Source organism: Pseudoalteromonas sp. T1lg122 (genome assembly GCF_002964825.1).
Classification (GTDB): domain Bacteria; phylum Pseudomonadota; class Gammaproteobacteria; order Enterobacterales; family Alteromonadaceae; genus Pseudoalteromonas; species Pseudoalteromonas gelatinilytica.
In genome coordinates this window covers 280,260-301,328 of record NZ_PQCG01000033.1, presented here as the reverse complement: position 1 = coordinate 301,328, position 21,069 = coordinate 280,260, and the positions used below count along the sequence as shown (strand labels likewise).

General features: G+C 41.9%; 15 protein-coding genes, 1 tRNA gene and 1 pseudogene. 15 read left to right on the top strand and 2 right to left on the bottom strand.

What is annotated here, in order from left to right:
• The first annotated feature begins 20 nt into the window (after nucleotides 1-20).
• From accC to C2M33_RS17675, 11 genes are all read left to right on the top strand, one after another.
• Nucleotides 21-1,361, top strand: coding sequence for an acetyl-CoA carboxylase biotin carboxylase subunit (accC, locus tag C2M33_RS17725; protein ID WP_063701612.1), 1,341 nt, complete (start codon nucleotides 21-23; stop codon nucleotides 1,359-1,361).
• A gap of 141 nt (nucleotides 1,362-1,502) precedes the next feature.
• Complete coding sequence (gene tsaE, locus C2M33_RS17720) at nucleotides 1,503-1,976, top strand: tRNA (adenosine(37)-N6)-threonylcarbamoyltransferase complex ATPase subunit type 1 TsaE (RefSeq protein WP_063701614.1); 474 nt, start codon at nucleotides 1,503-1,505, stop codon at nucleotides 1,974-1,976.
• Between the two features lie 66 nt (nucleotides 1,977-2,042).
• Complete coding sequence (locus C2M33_RS17715) at nucleotides 2,043-3,350, top strand: N-acetylmuramoyl-L-alanine amidase (protein WP_233999260.1); 1,308 nt, start codon at nucleotides 2,043-2,045, stop codon at nucleotides 3,348-3,350.
• A 23-nt stretch (nucleotides 3,351-3,373) separates the two neighbouring features.
• A complete protein-coding gene (gene mutL / locus C2M33_RS17710) occupies nucleotides 3,374-5,218 on the top strand; it encodes a DNA mismatch repair endonuclease MutL (RefSeq protein ID WP_063701618.1) in 1,845 nt (614 codons plus the stop codon).
• Nucleotides 5,219-5,233: 15 nt separating this feature from the next.
• On the top strand, nucleotides 5,234-6,151 hold the full coding sequence (gene miaA, locus C2M33_RS17705; RefSeq protein WP_082873991.1) for a tRNA (adenosine(37)-N6)-dimethylallyltransferase MiaA: 918 nt from the start codon (nucleotides 5,234-5,236) through the stop codon (nucleotides 6,149-6,151).
• An 80-nt stretch (nucleotides 6,152-6,231) separates the two neighbouring features.
• Complete coding sequence (hfq, locus tag C2M33_RS17700; RefSeq protein ID WP_105175064.1) at nucleotides 6,232-6,495, top strand: RNA chaperone Hfq; 264 nt, start codon at nucleotides 6,232-6,234, stop codon at nucleotides 6,493-6,495.
• A gap of 16 nt (nucleotides 6,496-6,511) precedes the next feature.
• Nucleotides 6,512-7,801: a ribosome rescue GTPase HflX gene (hflX, locus tag C2M33_RS17695; RefSeq protein WP_063701622.1), complete on the top strand. Its 1,290-nt coding sequence runs from the start codon at nucleotides 6,512-6,514 to the stop codon at nucleotides 7,799-7,801.
• Nucleotides 7,802-7,892: 91 nt separating this feature from the next.
• The gene (gene hflK, locus C2M33_RS17690) at nucleotides 7,893-9,059 is read left to right on the top strand and encodes an FtsH protease activity modulator HflK (RefSeq protein WP_063701624.1); all 1,167 of its coding nucleotides are present in this window, start codon (nucleotides 7,893-7,895) and stop codon (nucleotides 9,057-9,059) included.
• Between the two features lie 5 nt (nucleotides 9,060-9,064).
• The gene (gene hflC, locus C2M33_RS17685) at nucleotides 9,065-9,943 is read left to right on the top strand and encodes a protease modulator HflC (RefSeq protein WP_063701626.1); all 879 of its coding nucleotides are present in this window, start codon (nucleotides 9,065-9,067) and stop codon (nucleotides 9,941-9,943) included.
• A 226-nt stretch (nucleotides 9,944-10,169) separates the two neighbouring features.
• Complete coding sequence (locus tag C2M33_RS17680; RefSeq protein WP_063701628.1) at nucleotides 10,170-11,483, top strand: adenylosuccinate synthase; 1,314 nt, start codon at nucleotides 10,170-10,172, stop codon at nucleotides 11,481-11,483.
• A 112-nt stretch (nucleotides 11,484-11,595) separates the two neighbouring features.
• On the top strand, nucleotides 11,596-12,204 hold the full coding sequence (locus C2M33_RS17675) for a tetratricopeptide repeat protein (protein WP_105175063.1): 609 nt from the start codon (nucleotides 11,596-11,598) through the stop codon (nucleotides 12,202-12,204).
• A 47-nt stretch (nucleotides 12,205-12,251) separates the two neighbouring features.
• Here the strand turns inward: C2M33_RS17675 and C2M33_RS17670 are convergent, their stop codons facing one another.
• Complete coding sequence (locus C2M33_RS17670; RefSeq protein ID WP_105175062.1) at nucleotides 12,252-14,111, bottom strand: cation:proton antiporter; 1,860 nt, start codon at nucleotides 14,109-14,111, stop codon at nucleotides 12,252-12,254.
• 921 nt (nucleotides 14,112-15,032) lie between these two features.
• Here C2M33_RS17670 and proB point away from each other — a divergent pair.
• The 4 genes and pseudogenes from proB (at nucleotide 15,033) to C2M33_RS17645 (ending at nucleotide 20,609) form a co-directional block, all read left to right on the top strand.
• Nucleotides 15,033-16,133 carry a glutamate 5-kinase gene (gene proB, locus C2M33_RS17665; RefSeq protein WP_063701634.1) on the top strand — a complete coding sequence of 367 codons (1,101 nt, stop codon included), beginning with the start codon at nucleotides 15,033-15,035 and terminating at the stop codon, nucleotides 16,131-16,133.
• Nucleotides 16,130-17,377: a glutamate-5-semialdehyde dehydrogenase gene (locus tag C2M33_RS17660; RefSeq protein ID WP_063701636.1), complete on the top strand. Its 1,248-nt coding sequence runs from the start codon at nucleotides 16,130-16,132 to the stop codon at nucleotides 17,375-17,377. The genes proB and C2M33_RS17660 overlap by 4 nt, the downstream gene beginning before the upstream one ends.
• Nucleotides 17,378-17,604: 227 nt before the next feature.
• A pseudogene (locus C2M33_RS17650) lies at nucleotides 17,605-19,980 on the top strand (exonuclease domain-containing protein).
• Between the two features lie 8 nt (nucleotides 19,981-19,988).
• Nucleotides 19,989-20,609 (top strand): hypothetical protein, encoded by a 621-nt coding sequence (locus tag C2M33_RS17645; RefSeq protein WP_058584966.1) that lies wholly within the window; start codon nucleotides 19,989-19,991, stop codon nucleotides 20,607-20,609.
• 280 nt (nucleotides 20,610-20,889) lie between these two features.
• Here the strand turns inward: C2M33_RS17645 and C2M33_RS17640 are convergent.
• A tRNA-Ala gene (locus tag C2M33_RS17640) sits at nucleotides 20,890-20,965 on the bottom strand.
• Between the last annotated feature and the right edge of the window lie 104 nt (nucleotides 20,966-21,069).

Genomic DNA, 21,069 nt, shown 5'->3' with positions numbered 1-21,069 from the left:
CGCAACAAAAGGCCAACTCTATGTTAGATAAAGTAGTCATTGCAAACCGAGGTGAAATTGCACTTCGCGTACTGCGCGCCTGCAAAGAGCTTGGGATCAAAACTGTTGCTGTGCATTCAACGGCAGACCGTGATCTTAAGCACGTGTTACTGGCAGATGAAACAATTTGTATTGGTAAACCAGCTGCAAGCGAAAGTTACCTAGATATCCCGCGCATTATTGCAGCGGCAGAAGTAACAGACGCGGTTGCTATTCACCCAGGTTATGGTTTCCTTTCGGAAAATGCAGACTTTGCTGATCAAGTTGAGCAAAGTGGCTTTGTATTTATCGGTCCTAAAGGCGACACGATTCGCCTAATGGGTGACAAAGTTTCTGCAATCGAAGCGATGCGTAAAGCGGGTGTACCATGTGTACCAGGTTCTGACGGCCCATTAACCGCAGACAACGAGCGCAATATTCAAATCGCTAAGCGTATTGGTTACCCTGTAATCATTAAAGCAGCAGGCGGCGGCGGTGGTCGTGGTATGCGTGTTGTGCGCAGCGAAAAAGAATTAGTAGATTCAATTGCACTAACGCAACAAGAAGCGAAGCAATTCTTCGGTAACGGTATGGTTTACATGGAAAAATTCCTTGAAAACCCACGTCATATCGAAGTTCAAGTACTTGCTGACGGTCAAGGCAATGCAGTTCACTTAGGTGAGCGTGATTGTTCTATGCAACGTCGTCACCAAAAAGTAGTTGAAGAAGCACCAGCACCAGGTATTACAGCTGAAATGCGTAAGTTTATCGGTGACCGTTGTACACGTGCGTGTATCGAAATCGGTTATCGCGGTGCAGGTACGTTCGAATTCTTATACGAAAACGGCGAGTTCTATTTCATCGAAATGAATACCCGTATTCAGGTTGAGCACCCAGTAACAGAAATGGTCACTGGCGTTGACTTAATCAAAGAACAGCTAAAAATTGCTGCTGGCCAGCCATTATCATTCACACAAGAAGATGTGGTTATTCGTGGTCATGCAATTGAGTGCCGTATTAATGCGGAAGACCCAGAAACATTCATTCCTTCACCAGGTAAAATCACGCGATTCCACCCTGCTGGCGGTTTAGGTATTCGTTGGGACAGCCACATCTATGCAGATTACACAGTACCACCTCATTACGATTCAATGATTGGTAAGCTGATCTGTTACGGTGAGAACCGTGATGTAGCGATTGCTCGTTCACGCAATGCGTTAAATGAATTAGTCATTGATGGCATCAAGACCAATACACCACTGCACAAGAAAATCTTGGCAGATGAGAACTTCCAAAACGGTGGTACAAACATCCACTACCTTGAGAAGAAACTAGGTCTGTAAACAAAATTCTGTTTAAGCTAAAAAGCCGGCAACTTTGCCGGCTTTTTTATGTCCAATTAGGCATAAGAGCGATTCTCGCCTTACAAAAATATTCTGGTATGATTAACAAAGTAATGTTTTTTCGTTTTTCATGAGGTAATAATGACCGACAGTGTTGGTTTTCCACTCGCTGATGAAGCAGCAACGGTTAATATGGGTAAGCAACTTGCCGCATTAATGGAGCAAGGAGCTGTTATTTATTTACACGGTGACTTAGGTGCCGGTAAAACAACATTAACCCGTGGTATCGTGCAAGGTTTCGGTCATCAAGGTAAGGTTAAGAGTCCAACTTATACACTGGTTGAGCCTTACCAATTAGCGAAAGCTGATGTCTATCACTTTGATTTGTATCGCTTAGGTGATCCTGAAGAACTTGAATATATGGGAATTCGCGACTATTTTTCACCACAGGCTATTTGTGTTGTGGAATGGCCAGAAAAAGGCGGCGAATTTATCCCAACACCGGATCTTGATATCACCCTACGCTATGAAGGCGAGGCGCGTGCGATTACTATTAACAGCTTAACTGACCGCGGTCAGGCAATTGTTAAGCAACTTAAGAGCGCGCAAGAATAAACAAATAAAAATAAAGGTGTACGAGTAAAAATGGGTCGTTGTACGTTTAAACTATTAACTATTTTAATGTTTTTGGTTGTGAGCCAGATTGCGCTTGCACAAAATACGATTAATAGCGTACGTGTTTGGCCCTCACCAGATAGCACCCGTGTGGTATTTGATCTAAATGACAAGCCAGATTACAGCTATTTCATGCTGAAGAACCCAGCCCGTTTAGTGATTGACTTAAAAGATACTGATAAGCTTGATAGCTTGCCTGATATCCCTAAAAAGCATCAGATACTCTCAAAACTGCGTTACTCAAAACCAAAAGATAGTAAAAGTGTACGGTTTGTTTTTGAATTAGCGCGAGCCACTAAACCAGTGGTGTTTGCCTTATTGCCTACCGATCCTTACAAACACCGTTTAGTCGTTGACCTTGTAGACAAAACACCGAAAGCTGAGCCTGTGGCTGCAACGAATACCAGCGTTAAAAAGCGTGAGCTACAGCAAGAGCGTGATATCGTTATTGCGATTGATGCGGGTCACGGTGGTGAAGATCCTGGCTCAATTGGGCCATCGGGCACTTACGAAAAAGATATCACGCTACAAATAGCCAAGCGCTTAGAGCGAATGATAGATGCTGAAAAGGGCATGATTTCGCGTATGGTGCGCCGCAGTGATTACTTTGTAAATTTAAATACGCGCACCAGTATTGCGAGAGAGAAAAAAGCAGACTTTTTTGTCTCGATCCATGCAGATGCGTTTACCAGCCCGCAGCCAAACGGGGCCTCTGTGTGGGTGTTATCGCTTCGTCGTGCTAACTCAGAAATCGGTAAATGGATCGAGGATAAAGAAAAGCACTCCGAGCTTTTAGGTGGTGCAGCTGGGGTATTAAAAGATACTGCGAGTGAAAAATATTTAGCTCAAGCGCTATTAGATATGTCGATGGACCACTCAATGAAAACGGGCTTTAGTGTCGCAGAAGAAGTGGTGAGTGAATTAAAGAAAGTAGCCAAACTACATAAAAAAGTGCCGCAGGCGGCCAGTCTTGCTGTATTAAAATCGCCAGATATCCCGTCTATTTTGGTCGAAACCGGGTTTATTTCGAATCCACGTGAAGAGCGATTATTAAAAACAGCACAGCATCAAGAGCGCTTAGCTAAAGCAATTTTCACATCAATTAAAAGTTATTATCTGCAAAATCCACCGGATGATTCGTTATTTGCGAAATTAAAATCGCAATTTCCGACTAAACACAAAGTTCGTCCGGGCGAGTCGTTAAGTATTTTGGCAAACAGATACAACACCTCGGTTAGTAAATTAAAAACTGCTAACAACTTAAAATCGAATACTCTGTTTATTGGTCAAGAGCTTGATATCCCCCAAAGTTAGTCAATTTTCGTGTTAGGAACACTATGAGCATAGAAATACTACCCGCGCGATTGGCGAACCAAATTGCTGCCGGTGAAGTGGTTGAACGTCCTGCTTCCGTTGTTAAAGAACTCGTTGAAAACAGTTTAGATGCAGGCGCTACGCGTATTCAAATTGATATTGAACGTGGTGGCCATAAGCTAATTCGTATTCGCGATAATGGATCAGGGATTAATAAAGATGAACTGACCTTAGCGTTATCGCGCCATGCGACGAGCAAACTAAAATCTCTTGATGACTTAGAGAACATTTGCTCGCTGGGTTTTCGTGGTGAAGCGTTAGCATCAATTAGTTCTGTATCTCGCTTAACCTTGAGCTCAAAACCACAACAACAAGAAGCGGCATGGCAAGCATTTGCAGAAGGCCGTGACATGGCGGTACAAGTTAAGCCAACTGCACACCCTGACGGCACCACCATTGAGGTGAAGGATCTATTTTTTAATACTCCTGCACGCCGTAAATTTCTTCGTACCGAGAAAACCGAGTTTTCACATATTGATGAGCTTATTAAGCGTATTGCGCTGAGTCGCTTTGATGTGTCTATAACGCTTACCCATAACGGTAAGGTCGTGCGTCAATACCGTGCTAAGCCAAACCCTGAGCAAGCGATAAGCCGTGTTGCACAAGTGGCGGGTAAAGCATTTAGTGAACAGGGGCTGCATATTCAATCAGGTGAGGCCGGTTTGATGCTGCGAGGTTGGGTATTACCCGTGGGCTCAGCAAATAGCACACAATATACCTACGTGAATAATCGCATGATGCGCGATAAACTTATTTTGCATGCAATTCGCCAAGCCTTTGAAGAAGTCGCAGGCTCAGAAGAGCTGCCCGGTTTTGTTATTTATATTGATATTGACCCTCGTCAGGTCGATGTAAACGTGCACCCGGCTAAACATGAAGTGCGTTTTCATCAAGGCCGTTTAGTGCATGACTTTATTTTGCAGGCAATAAAACAAGTTGTGGTACCGCTTCAGCATGAGGCCAGTTTTGCCGAGCACAATGACACTGCTTTTCAGCATGTTCCGCTGAATGAGCCACACCTCAGCAGCACGCAGCCAAGTTTTATTCAATCAGCGCCAACAGAGCAGTATGATTATCCGAAATCTGAATTACAGCCAACACGTTCAGCGAGTTATTCAGGGGCAACAGGATCAGGGCGCTCTGGCAGTGGGTTTAGTGGCGACAGCCAAGGCCGCAGTAAAACATCGCATCAAGATGTAAATGCTTTTTATCAAGGGATCAGTGAGCAACATGCTGCGCATTTTGACCAAGTACGCCCAGAGCCAAGCATTGCAGCACCTGTTGTTGAGCAAGCTAAGCTTGCAAAACTCATCCACGTACGTGAAGGCGAGTGCGTATTTAGCGAAGACAATCAACTCTTTGCAGCGCACTTTAAGCATGCATTAGCACTCGACTGGCAAGCGCAAGTAGAACAAGCGGGCAGCCTTGATGGCAAAGCTCTATTGTTACCCGTGCGAGTAAATGCAAGCGCTGATGATATTAGCGCGCTAAATACTCAGCAGTCTTGGTTTACCTTACTTGGTTTTGATTTAGTAATAGAAAAACAGTTTGTGATGGTGAAGAAGCTTCCGCCTTGCGTGTATTTACTTGATGTAAGTGATGCTATTGAGCGGCTTATTACTGGCTGTAAAGCTTCTCCAAGTTCACTCGATGAATGGCTAGCTTGGTTAGCTCAGCAAATACCTACACGTTATTACGCAAGTCAGGCCTTTATGGAGCAAGTGGCTCGGTTAGAAAATAATCCACAAACTATGCAACGTTTACGTCAAAAAGCGGTTAAAATAGAACTATCTCAGTTTTTAAATTAAGCAAGGTATTTAGGCTTGAATAACTTACCCGTCATTTTTTTAATGGGACCAACCGCTGCAGGGAAAACAGACTTAGCAATTTCGCTGTGTGAGCATTTAAACACAGAAATAATCAGTGTTGATTCAGCATTAGTCTATAAAGATATGGACATCGGCACGGCAAAACCAAATGCCGAAGAGCTTGCTCGTGCGCCACATCACTTGATTGATATTATTGACCCAGCAGAAAGTTATTCAGTGGCGGATTTTCGCCGTGATGCAATTGAAAAGATTGATCTATTTCATAAGCAAGGTAAAGTACCTGTATTGGTTGGCGGTACAATGATGTATTTTAAGTCGCTTATTGATGGCTTATCACCGCTACCAGAGGCATCACCTGAAGTACGTGCTGAACTCGAAAAGGAAGCAAAGCAGTTTGGCTGGCCACATTTGCATAAAGAACTTGTGAAAATCGATCCAGATGCAGCGAAAAAAATGAGCGAAAATGATTCGCAACGTATTAATCGCGCATTAGAAGTGTATCGTATAACAGGTAAAACAATGACTGAGCTGCAAAAACAAAAGCAGCCTGAGCTTCCTTATACTTTCTATCAATTTGCCATTGCGCCTGATGATCGCAGTGAATTACATCAGCGAATTGAAAAAAGGTTTAAAATAATGCTCGATCAGGGGTTTGAAAATGAAGTTTCATCCCTATATAAACGTAAGGATTTACACCCTGACCTACCTTCGATTCGTTGTGTGGGTTATAGACAAATGTGGGATTACATTGCTGGCGAAATTGACTATGATGAGATGGTCTTTCGTGGTATTGCAGCCACACGGCAGTTAGCCAAGCGACAATTGACTTGGTTAAGAGGTTGGCCTGAAGTAACTTGGTTGACCACGGGTGATGAAGAAAACTTGCAACGTGTAGTAAGTTCGCTAAGCTAGTAGTAGCTGGAAGTTTTTTAGCTTTGTTAAATTAGTTCAGCTACTTAATTATAATAACACCTAGAACGAAGGAAAATAACATGGCAAAAGGCCAGTCGTTACAAGACCCATTTTTAAATGCGTTACGTCGTGAGCGCATTCCAGTATCAATCTTTTTGGTTAATGGCATTAAATTACAGGGTAAAATCCAGTCATTTGACCAATTTGTTATTTTACCTGAAAACACCGTGAATCAAATGGTGTATAAACACGCTATTTCAACTGTTGTTCCAGCGCGTTCTGTTAACTTCCAAGGCGTTCAAGGAAGTGATGATTCAGAAGAGCAAGAATCTGGAAATTTTTAAACTAGGAGCGTAATGCTTGTTTGACCGTTATGAAGCCGGCGAACAGGCAGTTTTAGTTCATATCGACTTACCTAAAGAGGGGGATCGCGAAGATCTTCACGAATTAGAGTTGTTGGTATCTTCTGCTGGTGTTAGTAGTTTGGCGATTGTGCAAGGCAGTCGTCAAGCACCGCATCCGAAACTTTTCGTCGGTACCGGAAAAGCAGAAGAAATCGCTGAAACTGTCAAAATCCACAATGCAGATGTCATCATTTTCAACCATCAACTTAGCCCGTCACAGGAACGCAATTTAGAGCGCGTTTGTCAGTGCCGTGTTCTTGATCGTACGAGTTTGATCCTTGATATTTTTGCGCAGCGAGCGCGTACTCACGAAGGTAAGCTTCAGGTTGAGTTAGCTCAGTTACGCCATATTTCTACTCGCCTGATCCGTGGTTGGACCCACCTTGAAAGACAAAAAGGGGGGATAGGTTTACGTGGTCCGGGTGAAACCCAGCTCGAAACCGATAGACGATTGCTACGTGCAAGAATTAAAAATATTCGTGCTCGTTTAGATAAAGTTGCTGTTCAACGTGAGCAGGGACGACGTGCGCGTACGCGAAATGAAATACCCACTGTGTCACTGGTTGGTTATACCAATGCGGGTAAATCAACGTTATTTAACCGTATTACAGATTCTGATGTGTACGCAGCAGATCAGTTATTCGCAACACTTGATCCAACCTTACGTAAGTTGGATATAGGTGATATTGGGCCAGTTATTTTAGCTGACACGGTAGGCTTTATTCGCCATTTACCTCATGACCTTGTTGCAGCATTTAAAGCGACCTTAACGGAAACCCGCGAAGCGGATTTACAGTTACACGTTATCGATGTGGCAGATCCACGTCGAAAAGAAAATATTGAGCAAGTACAGTCTGTTTTAAAAGAGATAGAAGCAGATGAAGTGCCGCAATTATTGGTTTATAACAAAATTGATGCGCTCGATGACGTTGCGCCACGTATAGATAGAAATGACGAAGGCCAACCAGTACGGGTGTGGTTATCGGCACGAACAGGTGTGGGTTGTGAGCTGCTGAGTGAGGCAATTAACGAGTTACTTGCTAAAAAAATGTTTGCTGACGAGCTAAAATTACCACCTCAACATGGTCGTATTCGTGCAGCACTGTTTAACTTAAACGCAGTTCATCAAGAGAGTTTTGATGAGCAAGGGAACTGGTTGCTATCGGTACGCTTGCCAATGGCAGAATGGAATCGCTTGAAAAAAGAGATGGGACAGGATCTCAACTCTTTCATAGCGACTAACTAAAAATCACCAGCATTTGTCTTTTTTAGTATGAGAAATGCTGTAGATTTGATAGATTTAACCTAATTCATTTAGATAACAATGGAGTATAGCTATGGCCTGGAATGAACCGGGTAATAATGGCAATGATAAAGATCCGTGGAATAATAAAGGCGGAAAAGATCAAGGCCCACCTGATTTAGACGAGGTAATGCGTAAGTTCGGCAACAAGTTTGGCGGTTTATTTGGTGGTAATAAGCCAGGTAAAAGCGGCGGCGGACTTGGTGGCGCAGGCATTTCTTTCATCCTTATTATTGCCGTCATCGTATGGGCATTAAGTGGTATTTACACGGTAAAAGAAGCTGAGCGCGGTATTGTTTTACAATTTGGACAATACAATCGCATTGCAGAACCTGGCTTACGTTGGAAAATGACCTTCATTGAACGTGTGATCCCGGTTGATATCGAAGCGGTTCGCTCGTTATCTGCTAAAGGCTTCATGCTGACAGAAGACGAAAACGTGGTAAATGTAGAGTTTGAAGTACAGTACCGTGTTATCGATCCACACCTATACAAGTTCAGCGTTACTGATGCTGATCACAGCTTACAACAAGCCCTTGATAGTGCACTTCGTTATGTTATTGGTCATGTGAAAATGGACCAAGTACTAACAACTGGTCGTGAAGTTGTGCGTCAACAAACGTGGGATGAGCTAAACAAAATTATCGAGCCTTACAATCTAGGTATTATTGTAAGCGATGTGAACTTTAAAGATTCACGTCCGCCGGGCGAAGTAAAAGACGCATTTGATGATGCGATTGCTGCACAAGAAGATGAAGAGCGTTTCATCCGTGAAGCAGAAGCCTATGCTCGTGAAATTGAACCTCGTGCTCGTGGTCAAGTGACCCGTATGACACAAGAAGCAGAAGGTTATCGTGAGCGTATTAAGCTAGAAGCACAAGGTGAAGTGGCACGTTTTGAAAAACTATTACCTGAGTATCAAGCTGCGAAAGAAGTAACTCGCAAGCGTTTATACATCGATGCGATGGAAGAAGTGCTAGGTAACAGCTCTAAAGTGTTAGTTGATGTTGAAGGCGGTAATAACATGATGTATTTACCTCTTGATAAAATCATGGAAAAGCAAGGCACAGCAACGCGTGTTGCACTACCAAGCTCAAGTGATATTCAAGATCTTCGCAATAAGCTAAACACATCACGTAACAGCACGGTAAATTCAAGTAATGACCGTTTCGCAACTGACCGTTTTAATGAGGGGAGATAAGCAAGATGAAAAATTTTAGTTTAGTAATACTTGCCCTTGCAGTTGTGATGTCTTTCTCTGCGATTTTTGTTGTACAAGAAGGCGAGAAGGCAATCGTACTGTTATTCAGCAAAGTTGAAAAAGACAGTGACGACAAGGCTGTAGTATATGGCCCAGGTTTACACTTAAAAGTGCCTTTCTTCAGCCAAGTACGTCGTTTAGATGCGCGTATTCAAACGTTAGATGGCGCACCTGACCGTTTCGTTACGAGTGAGAAAAAAGACTTAATCGTTGATTCTTATGTGAAATGGCGCATTAACGATTTTAGTGCATTCTACCTGCGTGCTCGTGGTGATAAGCAATATGCTGAAACACTCCTCAAGCAAAAGGTGAACAATGGTCTTCGTACTAACTTTGGTTCTCGTACTATCAAAGAGATTGTCTCTGGCGAGCGTAGTGAACTGATGGAAGAAGCGTTAGTTCAAGCGTCTGAAAGTGCACAAGAACTAGGTATTGAAGTACTTGATGTGCGTGTTAAGCAAATTAACTTACCACAAGAAGTGAGTAGCTCAATCTTCCAACGTATGCGTGCTGAGCGTACTGCGGTTGCAAAAGAGCACCGTTCAGAAGGTCAAGAAAAAGCTGAAACAATTCGCGCAGAAGTAGACCGTCGTGTCACTGTTATGCTGGCAGATGCTGAACGTAATGCACGTACCGTTCGCGGTCAAGGTGATGCTGATGCTGCTGCTATCTATGCTAACGCTTATAACAAAGATGCTGAATTCTTTGGTTTTATGCGCAGCCTAGAAGCGTACAAAAATACCTTTAAAGATAAGCAAGATATCATGGTGATTTCACCAGATAGCGATTTCTTTAATTATATGAAAGGTACAAAAGCACAGTAATTAATTGCTGTGTGATAAAAAGCCCTGCTGTGTGTGGGGCTTTTTTTGTTTCTGTGTGTGATTAATTTTTATCCTTAGCTAGTTTATAAACCTCTGTTCTGCATGTAGTTGTTTAATTAAATAAGATGATAAAAATTCAGGCGCAGAAAAAATAAGCTAAACGGGGTGATCTTTCACCTCGTTTTCTGATAAAATCTCGTCCTAATTTTTTCTAAGTGAATTTGCAATGGGTAAAAACGTTGTTGTACTAGGCACCCAATGGGGTGACGAAGGTAAGGGTAAGGTAGTTGACCTCCTTACAGACAAAGCATCTTTAGTAGTTCGTTATCAAGGTGGTCATAACGCAGGCCATACTTTGGTAATCAACGGTGAAAAGACGGTTTTACACCTTATTCCATCGGGTGTATTACGTGACAATGTTAAGTGTGTGATTGGTAATGGTGTTGTTTTATCACCAGAAGCATTAATGAAAGAAATCGGCATGCTAGAAGAGCGTGGCGTACCAGTACGTGAGCGCTTATTAATCAGCGAAGCATGTCCATTAATTTTACCTTTCCACATTGCATTAGATTTAGCCCGTGAAAAAGCACGTGGCGATAAGCCAATTGGTACTACAGGTCGTGGTATCGGTCCAGCTTATGAAGACAAAGTAGCACGTCGTGGTTTACGTGTAGGTGATTTATTCAACCCTGAACAGTTTGCTAGCAAGCTTAAAGAAGTATTGGAATACCATAACTTCACGTTAGAGCATTACTACAAAGTTGAGCCAGTTGACTTCCAAAAGACATTTGACGATGCAATGGCTATCGCAGATATCTTAAAAGCAATGGTTGTTGATGTTACTGAGCTACTTGATCAAACGCGTTTAGCGGGCGACCACATCTTATTCGAAGGTGCGCAAGGTACATTACTTGACATCGACCACGGTACTTACCCGTACGTAACATCTTCAAACACAACGGCTGGTGGTGTAGCGACAGGTGCTGGTTTTGGTCCATTACACCTTGATTACGTGTTAGGTATCATCAAAGCTTACACAACGCGTGTAGGTTCTGGTCCTTTCCCTACAGAGCTTTACGACGGTCTTGATAAACAAGATCCAGTAGGTAAGCACTTAGGTGAAAAAGGTCATGAGTTCGGTGCAACGACTGGTCGTTTACGCCGTACTGGTTGGTTAGATGCAGTGGCAATGCGCCGTGCTGTTCAAATCAACAGCATTTCAGGTTTCTGTTTAACTAAACTAGACGTTTTAGACGGTTTAGAGACATTAAAAATCTGTACTGGTTACCAGTTAGAAGATGGCACAGTAACGAACGTTACGCCATTAGCGGCTGAAGGTTACGAGAAAGTAACACCAGTATACGAAGAGATGCCAGGCTGGTCAGAAAACACAGTAGGTGCTACGTCAGTTGATCAATTACCGCAAGCGGCACTTGATTACATCAAACGTATTGAAGAAATCACTGGTGTTCCAGTTGATATCATCTCTACAGGTCCTGACCGTGTAGAAACTATGGTATTACGCAGCCCGTTTGCATAATTGTCATAGTGACTAAAAAAGCTGCCTCGGCAGCTTTTTTTGTGCCCGAAATTCACTCTGGAATGATAATTGTATATTATTTGCTAAGACTGACTTTATTTAAGTGACTTTGATGCGTGTTTTATTGCCTTTAACATTACTCTTCTCAAGCCTAAGCATGGCTGAAGAGCCCATAACTGCAGTGCCTCTATACACAGAGAGCGAGTTAATTGGCTTGATCAATAAAAATGCCCATCTAGCACGTGTAAAGGCAGATGATTGCCAGTTAGTGCAAGATATCGAGGCGCGAGCCAATAAAATGGCACTGCCTTCATATCAGTTCCTGTATGGTGATATGCTAGCGTATGCAGTGTGTGTAGACCGCAATGTAGAATTAGGGGTTTATTACATGCGTCAGGCCGCTCAGCAAGGGCTAGGCGCGGCTTTAGAGCAGCTTGGTCGTTACTATGATGTTGGCCAATTAGTGCAGCAAGATAAAGCGATGGCTGTCACCTATTTACGAGAAGCATCTGCCCAAGGCAACTTAAAGGCACAAATGCGTTTGGTTAACCTATTTAATCAAGGCTATGGTAGTCCGCGTGATTATGAAGACGCCTACCGATGGTTATTCCACTCAATGGTTGCCGATAAAGCCACCCACAAAAAAATTGAGTACCTATTGGCAAAGCTTGCAGAGAAAATGCCAGACAGCGTCGTAGCACGCGCACGTTTACCAATGTAGAAACAAATACATAGCAATAAAAAAGGCCAGCTAATGCTGGCCTTTTTTTATTTCTCTTCTTTATTTTCTTTTGGTTTGCCGTTGTTAGGGTCTTTCAGCACCGACAATTTAGGCGGTTGTAGCGCCACAATTCGCTCACCTACTTGCGGAGTTTTCTCCATGTTAGTAGTGAACGGACGAATTTTTATAGGTGAATCATCATCATCTGTCTTTTCGCCATGCAAGATAAACAGTGGGATAGCTTCGCTATTTACTTCTTTGTATTGCTCCCAGCTAAACTCATCAGAAATACGCGTTGCACTGACTTTACCGCCTTTGGCAATCAAGCTACTTAAGCGCGCATAAGCCCCATTATCGCCAAATAGAATTTGTCGTGATAAGAAAGTCGCACTGTCTTTGTTTGCTTTAGCATGGTTAGTTGAAGAGCGCAGTGAAAACACATCTTTTTCGTCAAGTAAATGCGAGAAGTACTGCACACCTAATGCATTATGATGGCGATTAGGCGAAAGCGCGAGTACGCTACGAATCGTCGTTAATGGCAAATAACGCTCAGCATGTTCAGATTGGGGATTACCATAGTAACAAGGTAAGCCATCCATACGGGCCATTTTACAGTTCTCCCATGCCGGATCAGACAAATGCACTGGAATATTTTGATCTTTTAAGCCGCAGGCAATAGCACGGGCTACATGGTTTGCACCAATAATCAAAATGGTATTTGGCGCAGGCTGACGTACTTTTAATAACTTTGCCAAGGGCGTTGCAGTCAGACTTTGCAATACCACAGTCACGATGATCACCGTGAAGATAAGTGGCACGATTTTCTCTGCATCGGCAATGCCGGCTTCCACCATACTTAACGCGAATACAGAACCTACTGCAGCGGCAACAATACCCCGTGGCGCAATCCACGAGAGAACTAAGCGAGACTTAAGTGGTAAATCGGTTTTAAAGGTCGAGATTGCGATACACGCAGGACGGGCTACAAATAACACGATGGCTAAGAAAATAAACACATCGCTATGTAACATCATTAAATCAGAGAGCTGTAGACGGGCTGCAAGTAAAATGAATAAAGATGAGATTAAGATCATCGACAGGTCTTCTTTAAACTCTAGCACTGAGTCAATTTCGAGCTCATCTTGGTTCGCAAGCCAAATACCAAACACGGTAACAGCGAGAAGACCAGATTCATGGCTAAGGTGGTTAGAAACCGTAAAACTAATCAGTACTAACGCTAAAATACCAAATTTATGTAATTCGAACGGTAGCCATTCGCGGCGTATTAGCAATGTAGTGAGCCAACCTGCTACCACACCAATCGTTAAACCAACACCTAAGGTTTTAAATAGCGCGATAATGGTATGACTGAGTACTTCGCCTTGGCCTACAAGCATGACGGCTTCAAACACCAGTACCGCGAATAATGCACCAATGGGATCTATGACTATGCCTTCCCAACGCAAAATTCGGTCGATATCTTGGGTCGGTCTCATAGAGTTTAACAGCGGTGCAATAACAGTAGGGCCAGTAACAACAAGTACAGCACCAAGCACTGCGGCAACCCGCCAGTTAAGCTCTAAAATCCAATATGCGCTTAGGCTTATTACTAAGCAAGTTGTGATCATGCCGATTGAACAAAGATTACGAACAACCTTGCCGATACCTTTTAGTTCTCTAAAGTGTAGGGTCAGTGAGCCTTCGAATAAGATCACAGCAACGCTAAGAGAGACTACAGGGAATAATAAATCACCTAATAATGCGTCGGGTTCTAAAATGCCACTGAAAGGACCAAGTACTAGACCTGTTAGTAGTAAAAATAAAATAGCCGGTACACGAAACGCCCAAGCTACCCATTGTGCTAATACCGAGCACAAGGCGATCCCTGCTATATAAATTGCTGACATAGAATGAATTATCCTTTAGTTACTACTATTTAAAAAATACCAACACCATAGATAATCGCGTTTGAAGACGATAGTTAGCCGCTGAACTTTTAAATAAAATGCTTGCCTATTAAAGCCTACTCACCGTCATGGACACAAGCAAACTTGTTGCTTCAAATACGATTTTAGTCGTTATTACTACTTTTTGGGGTGCTTTTAAGAACAAAAATCAGATTAATTGGTAAAAAATCATTATGCCATGCATCTTGCTCTCTAACTCATTGTTAAAAAGTGTCTATTTCTAAAATTTATGGCAAGTATAAAAGCTATGATTACTTTTTGCCCTTGATCTTTGCCCCTGATTTCCCGTATTATATTTCGTGTTCAAACAATTTGATATCTAAGTTTTTATGAGTGTTATTACACTTGTTTAGTGTTTTATCTTTAATTAATCAGTTGTTTGTAACATATTTAGTGTTTTATACACTTTGTTTTCTAATTAAATAGAAATGAGCTTGCTAACGTTCAGTGTGTATTTATTACGTGTTGAATAGAATATAAGTTCATTATCTGGTCAATGTTTAGCCCCCATCGTGGCGGCTAAATCTCGGTCATACAATCTACACCCTATCTGCTGGTGTACCTGATTGTATAGGCTCTATGTATGTTGTGATTAATAAAAGCCGCACACAGCTTTTTACAGCGATACATAAACAACACTTATCTTTTTTAATCAACTTATGGTTTATAACCGTTTGGTCTACTGACTGAATAAAAGTTGTGCTATATCTAATCGCAGTACTTGCGTGGCGTAGTCGTGTGCATAGATAAGTGGTTTGACAAAGTGATAATAGTCAGTGCGTTTAGTAACACTAAACGCGAGTCTTTTAATCAGTGGCAAATTGGCACTGAACAGATAGTAAAATGGAAAGTTGAACAGTTATGCAAAAGTTTAAATGGCGACGTATAGTACTAAAAGTAGGTAGCGCGTTAATCGCACCAGAGCAAGATGGGTGTCGTTCACGTTATTTACTGACCATTGCACAGTTCATCGTTCGTTGTCGAGCGCAAGGTATCGAAGTTATTTTAGTATCATCGGGTTCGGTAGCTGCTGGTTCGCATTTATTCCCTGAACAAGAAAAACGTTCAGTAACGATGAAAAAAGCTATGGCGGCTGCTGGTCAAACAGAAATGATGGCAATGTGGGATCGTTTCTTTGATTTTCCATCGGCACAAATTTTATTAACCCACGGTGACTTACGTGACCGTGAGCGTTACACCAGTATTCGTGAAACAGTTTTCACCTTACTAGAGCATGGTGTGTTACCGATCATTAATGAGAATGACACGGTAACAACCGATGATTTAAAAGTTGGCGACAACGATAACTTGTCGGCAATGGTTGCAGCCGCTGCGGACGCAGACGCATTGATGATCTTTTCGGACGTAGATGGTCTTTATGACAAGAACCCGAATTTACATGAGGATGCAGTGCTGCTACCTGAAATAGATAGCATTGATGAATCTATTTATGCCATGGCCGGCTGTGCAACCAGCGCAGTTGGCACAGGTGGTATGAAAACGAAGATCGAAGCGGCAGAAAAAGCCACTTCACATGGTATTACAACCTTTATCTTAAATGGTTTTAAAGAACAGACGTTTAACCGACTGTTAGAGGGTGATAACCCGGGTACTATCTTCAAACCATATGACAAACCAATGCAAGAAGCTGTGCATTGGATGACTCACACAGCAAATGAGCAAGGTGAGGTTGTCGTAGAAGGTTCGATTGATAAATCAACCGAAGATGGCTGTATTCGTAGCGATGAAATCGTTGCGGTACATGGGGAATTTGGCGTAGGCGATACTATTTTAGTCCGCAGTGATGATGGTACGCGTCTAGCAAAAGCAACAGCGAATTACAGTAGCTGTTTATTGAATTTTATTGCTGACAACGAGCAAAGTGAATTTAGCGAAAAAATGCAAGATTCAATCGGCCCAGTTGTTTCAGAGAAAGATATCGCATTATTGGAGAAGTCATGAGTTTAATTACGGATATTTCGAGTCAGGCTGCAAAAGCTGCAACCCAGTTAGCTTTACTTGATACTGCTACTAAGAATCAAGTGTTAACTGAGATGGCACAGGCATTGCGAGAAAATAAAGCCTTTATCATCAAAGAAAACGAAAGCGATTTGGCAGTAGCGCGTGATAACAACCTTGCTGCGTCTATGATTGACCGTTTAACGCTAAACGATGAGCGTATTGAAGCAATGGCTGAAGGCATTGAAGTAATTGTTAGCCTTGATGATCCTGTTGGTCAATTACGCGAAATTTCAGAGCGCCCAAACGGTATTAAGATCAGCAAGATGCGCGTACCACTTGGTGTTGTGTGTATGATTTATGAAGCACGCCCGAATGTGACGGCTGATGCTGGTGCGTTATGTTTTAAATCGGGTAATGGTGTGATTTTACGTGGTGGTAAAGAAGCACTGCGTAGTTCACAAGCCATTGCGAGTGTGATGCACAAAGTGCTTGAAAAGCATGGTTTACCTGCTGCGTTAATTTCGGTGATCCCAGATCCAGACCGTGGTCTACTTATGGAGCTGATGCAACAACGCGACACAATTGATTTAATCATCCCACGTGGTGGTGAAGGCTTAATTAACTTTGTGACAGAAAACAGCACTATCCCAGTCATTCAGCACTTTAAAGGTGTATGTCACCTTTATGTTGATAAAGACGCTGATCTGAATGTCGCAATCAATTTACTATTAAATGGTAAAACTCAGCGCACAGGTGTGTGTAATGCCTTAGAAGGTTTAGTGGTTCACCAAGATATCGCTGATGAGTTTTTAAACCTGTGTGCAGTTGTTCTTCGTCAAGAAGGCGTAAAAGTAAATGCAGATGCGAATGCTGCCGAGTATTTTGATAATGCCACTGTACTTGCTGACGACGAGTTTGGTGAAGAGTACTTAGATTTAGAAATCGCAATTAAGGTTGTGCCTGATTTTGCAGGTGCGATTGATCATATTGCTAAATTTGGTTCAAACCACACTGAAGTGATTTGTACTAAAGACCAAGCTGCGGCGCAATTATTCCAACGTAGTGTAGATGCGTCTGTGGTGATGGTTAATGCATCATCGCGTTTTTCTGATGGCTCACAATTAGGCTTAGGTGCTGAGATTGGTATCGCGACAACGAAGTTACATGCTTATGGCCCTATGGGCTTAGAATCGCTGACAACTGAAAAATACTTAGTGAATGGTGAAGGTCAAATTCGTGAGTAATCGCTAAAAAATTGTTTAAAAAGCCGGGCTTTGCTTGGGCTGATACTTTATTAGGGATCTACATATGTAGATCCCTTTTTATTTATGTACATAAAATCATAGGGTTAACATTAAAACTTACGCAAAAAAAACATTCGCGAGCAGATGTATTTTCTATATATTCAATAGCTTAAGTAGTTAATTGAAATTTTTCTAATTATTACTAGAATTGATCGCTAGGGGGATCAATGGACAGAGTAGTAATAATAGATACAGAGACAACTGGCTTGTCTCCACGCAAGGGCAAGCATCGCATTGTTAACCTTGCTGCCGTAGAAATAATTGATGGCGATATCACAGGCAGCATCTTCCACTACTTCTAAAACCCTGAAGGTAAGAAGAGTACGTCGGAAGCCCACGCGGTACACCAAATTGAAGATTCATTTTTGCTTGATAAGCCAACGTTCTGCCAAATAGCTGAAGAATTTCTAGAGTTCATAGATGGTGCACGACTTTCCTTTTACAATTCAGAATTTGATGTTGATTTCCTGCAATCAGAAATTGATCGATGTGGACTAGATATTGTCTTCAATAGAGATTACGACGTATCTTGCTTGATGAGGGATTTTGCCAATAGGGAAAACTATGGGAAATGGGTCAAATTAGATAATGCTTGCATACGTTATGGTATAGACATTACTGAAAGAAAATCACACGGTGCCGCAATAGATGCCTTTATTACAGCGGAGCTGTACCTGAAGTTTCATTATTCGAGTGACAAACCACTTGCGAAGACACCGCATCAAAATGAACGTGTCGAGCCTACAGCCTTTCCAATCCCAAGAGCCTACAAAGATCCTATCACTGGTAAAGCTATTCAGCTTAACTACTGTAAGAACCCAAACTGCCGAAACTATGGTGTAGCCGCACTTAATCCCAAACGCAAAGCTGATGGCTCTATAATGCGAGGGTTAGGTAATGATTATAGGTTTACTAAAACAAAGATAGGTCGCGTGTTAACTTGCATCATCTGCGGCACAAGTACAAAACTGATAAACAACAAAGCTTTCGTTGAAGAGTCAAATAGGCAAAAGCAAATATTTTCCAATAAAGAGATTTGTTGCCCTGATAAGAAACTTGAAACATCACGACGACGAACTAGGCCATGTCGAAATGCGGTGGTAAATTGGTTAGATAAGCCTAAGCGTTACACCTTAAGAGGCACAGTACCGTCAACAGTAGAGTCATTGAAGTATCGAGAAGCCCAAAGGATTGAATGCAATGCCTGTCACAATCCTTTCAACGTACCGTTGAACGCTGAGTATGGTCAAAAGAGAGCTGATATCAATGGAATATTGTTCAGAATGCTTATTAACAAAGGTATCGTCAACAGAATGGAAGAAATTTTGGATGTGCCTATCACTTTAATTTACCACCGTATCGAGTTTTTCTTTAACCAGTGTGTTGAGTTTGACCGTTGGCACATACAGAACAACATTCAGGCTTTAAAAGGCAAAACCCTAGAAGTTAGTATGGACAGGCAGCACTACCTGTCTAACTGGAGTGATAAGAAGGACAGTCGCCCTACGAAACTGGTAAATACTTCAACGGTAGACAATAAAACTCGATTTGTATTTGCTAGTACAGTTAACTTCGACACCACCTCAGACTGGGAAGTAATTAAAAGAGACATTAGCAGATGTAGTGATCTTAAGAAGCCTGAACACAAGAGAAGGTATGGTCAGTACGTTCTATCCAATCAAGAAGTCGAAACTGATGACGTTGATGATACCCTGCCTCTGAAAGCACCAAATAAAAATTTACTAGTGCAACAAACTTATTCTCTCATGGCACACCTTGAAGTGATAAAACAGTACGTAAATGAGGCGCGTTACACTCGTTTATTCGCAGATGCCGACGAAGGCTTTGAACTTGGTATTGGGTTAGTGATGAAAGAACAGATTGCGGCCAGCAAACTCTACCCTGTGCTTGTAAAAGCAGAAAGGAACAATGCCAGCCAAATGCAAGACAAGCGTGCCTGGTCAGAACAAGTTCTTCTTAAGCATGGGATTACTATGAGCGACATAAAGAGGGCCAAAGTTGATAGAGAAAAACTAGCTCAAATATCGCAACAATATTGGGCTGCCGAGATGCACAAACGTACTATTGAATCAGGATCGGCTAAATCAGAGTGGTTAGTTCATCCATTTCCTAAATCTAGACATTCTGTTCAAGTAAAACCATTAGTAGGCTTTCATGGCGCTATATCTGTTAGCCAAACGCTATCTGAGAATTTGTTAGATGTATCTACATATGGAGTTGATAACTACTTTCAAATGATACGCCGCCGAATCAATATGTTCGAGCGACCAATAACATCAGCCACAAACAGTAAACGATGGAATGGCTACGCTTCATACAACCCTAAATGGGCGGTTATGATTATTGAGATATTGAGGGTCTACAACAACTACGTATTGACCGACGAAAAGTCACTTAAAAACAAAGGACTGTATCAGGAAGCAACAACACCAGCTCAAAAGCTTGGCATTACAGATAAGAAATATACAATAGAAGATATTCTAGACTTTACAGTCGCGAGCAAAATTAAAAACTTACAATAAGGAAGTCAATGATTAAAGGAATAGAGAACAGAGCTAAGCTAGCTGTCGGGGTGTCGGCATTCGCTATATTAATAATGGCATTTCAATGGTCAATCATTGATTGGATAACTCCTTTCTTGATGATGCCGTTGATGCTTGTGGTATTTATTGTCTTTTTAACGGGACTCGGTTTTAGCATTTCATGTCTTTTTAAGTTCAAAGAAATTAGGTGGTTGGCAACAATTCCCTTAGCAGTCCAATTGGTTGCCCTTGCTGTACTAGAGTTTGTTCCGTTTACGAAGCTCTGGATAAATGCAGATTTCCACTTATATGAATCTCAACGTCAAGAAGTCGTCGCAAGGGTTTACTCTGGCGAGCTTGTCTCTAATGTACAACATAATTCATCGTTAATAGCACTAGGCTCTGAGTATTCAAAAATATCAATGGGCGGAAATGAGATTGTGGTTCAAGATATCGACGGTTCGAAATACGTTTTCTTCTACACCTTTAGAGGGATATTGGACAACTATTCTGGTTTTTTATATGTCCCTGACGGCGGCGACCCAAGGAGCTATGCGGATTTAGATGAAGAAGATGTAACTCAAATAATAAAATACGCAGACAATTGGTACTACACCTCACACCATTAATTACAGTAGACCTACTAACCTATTGTTTTTAATGAGGATATACCTGCTCTCGAATGTAATTTTCGACATATCTTGATGGCTAAGCATTTGATTTCACGTTGAAATAAAAAAGGGATCTGAGTATTCAGATCCCTAATAAAGTATTAGCCCAGGCTTTGCTCGGTTTTTTTGTGTCTGTTATAAAACGAAGACGACAGAAAGACAAATAAAATTGCTTTAACTTAGAATGTATTGGTTTTTATTAAAGATTCGGCAGATTGCCTAAAGAAGAGTAGGAAGGTGGTGGAGCTAAGCAGGATCGAACTGCTGACCTCCTGCGTGCAAGGCAGGCGCTCTCCCAGCTGAGCTATAGCCCCACATTCCTAAAATACAGGATGCTTAAGTCTTGCGTCTCAAGCGGGGTGAACTTTAAATATTTTTGCATTTTTGGTCAAGTATTTTTTTTAAAATGATCGAATTT